Source organism: Pseudoalteromonas arctica, from assembly GCF_012927645.1.
In the GTDB taxonomy this organism is placed as follows: Bacteria; Pseudomonadota; Gammaproteobacteria; order Enterobacterales; family Alteromonadaceae; genus Pseudoalteromonas; species Pseudoalteromonas arctica_A.
This window is the reverse complement of record NZ_JABBMT010000089.1, coordinates 1-890: the sequence shown is the minus strand read 5'-3', so window position 1 is coordinate 890 and position 890 is coordinate 1. Positions and strand designations below refer to the sequence as shown.

The window sequence follows — 890 nt, the reverse complement described above, 5'->3', positions numbered from 1 at the left end:
TATGCTATGTTTATTCATGTTAGCCTCTGCTGTTTAGTTAATTGACAAACTAATTATGGCTCTGGCTTTGAATTAAGCTAACCCACGAAAAGCGGAGGCTAACACCGTGTGGGAGTCATTATGTCTAGGTGTTTAAAGAGTCCTCAATCTGTATTACACTCATAACTCACTTTAAAAGGAGTTACTAAAATGCAAGTTATGTTAAAAATCAACACTGGTGTACATTACAACCTTGAACTTACCTCCATCCCTGCGCAAGGGAGTTACTTAGAGTTAACTTCTAATGAAGACTTAGAAAGCGGACACGAACACCTACATTCCTTAAAAGTGGATAAGGTACTACATCACCTTGTTTCATACCCTGATACTGATAAGTATTCAAATAGGACAAATGAACCTCTTGTGACTTTATTGTGTTCTAGAGTTAGTAGTCCGTTGACCTAGCAAAACCAGCTTGACCTGCCCCAAAACTTTTCATAGCTTCATTCCTTAAATGATTAACGTACTGGGATTCTAGCTCATCTTTATACAAGGAGAGGGGTTCCAGTATTTCTCTTAAGGTTGTAAGTTGACTATGCTTCTTTAGTTTTGGTAAACCTCTTAACAACTCTGCTATTTCTGTTGTATTGATGGTTCCATTGTGGATTTTCATATTTTCCCTTATGGTGTATAAAACACCTAACAAGTTGCTTAAAACGGACATAAAACAGTTTGCTCTGCTCGTTCCTCGCAGTTTAGCTAAACTATTTTAAGCCGCTTAGCAAGGCGTTGGTATGACTCCCACTGTCAAGTTAAACGCACTGATCCTTGCCTAACTTTTTAAGCCATAATTACTTCAGCTCGAATTAGAGCGAGTTAATACATAGGATGAAGCAAGTAATGTCGTCGGT

The 890-nt window shown here is 38.1% G+C and carries 1 protein-coding gene; it reads right to left on the bottom strand.

The features are described from left to right. Positions 1–424: 424 nt before the first annotated feature. Positions 425–652 (bottom strand): hypothetical protein, encoded by a 228-nt coding sequence (locus tag HHO47_RS19005; protein WP_169021697.1) that lies wholly within the window; start codon positions 650–652, stop codon positions 425–427. Positions 653–890 lie beyond the last annotated feature (238 nt).

Coding starts and splice junctions, on each gene's coding strand:
- HHO47_RS19005 (WP_169021697.1), bottom strand. CDS start 652: ATGAAAATCCACAATGGAACCATCAATACAACAGAAATAGCAGAGTTG.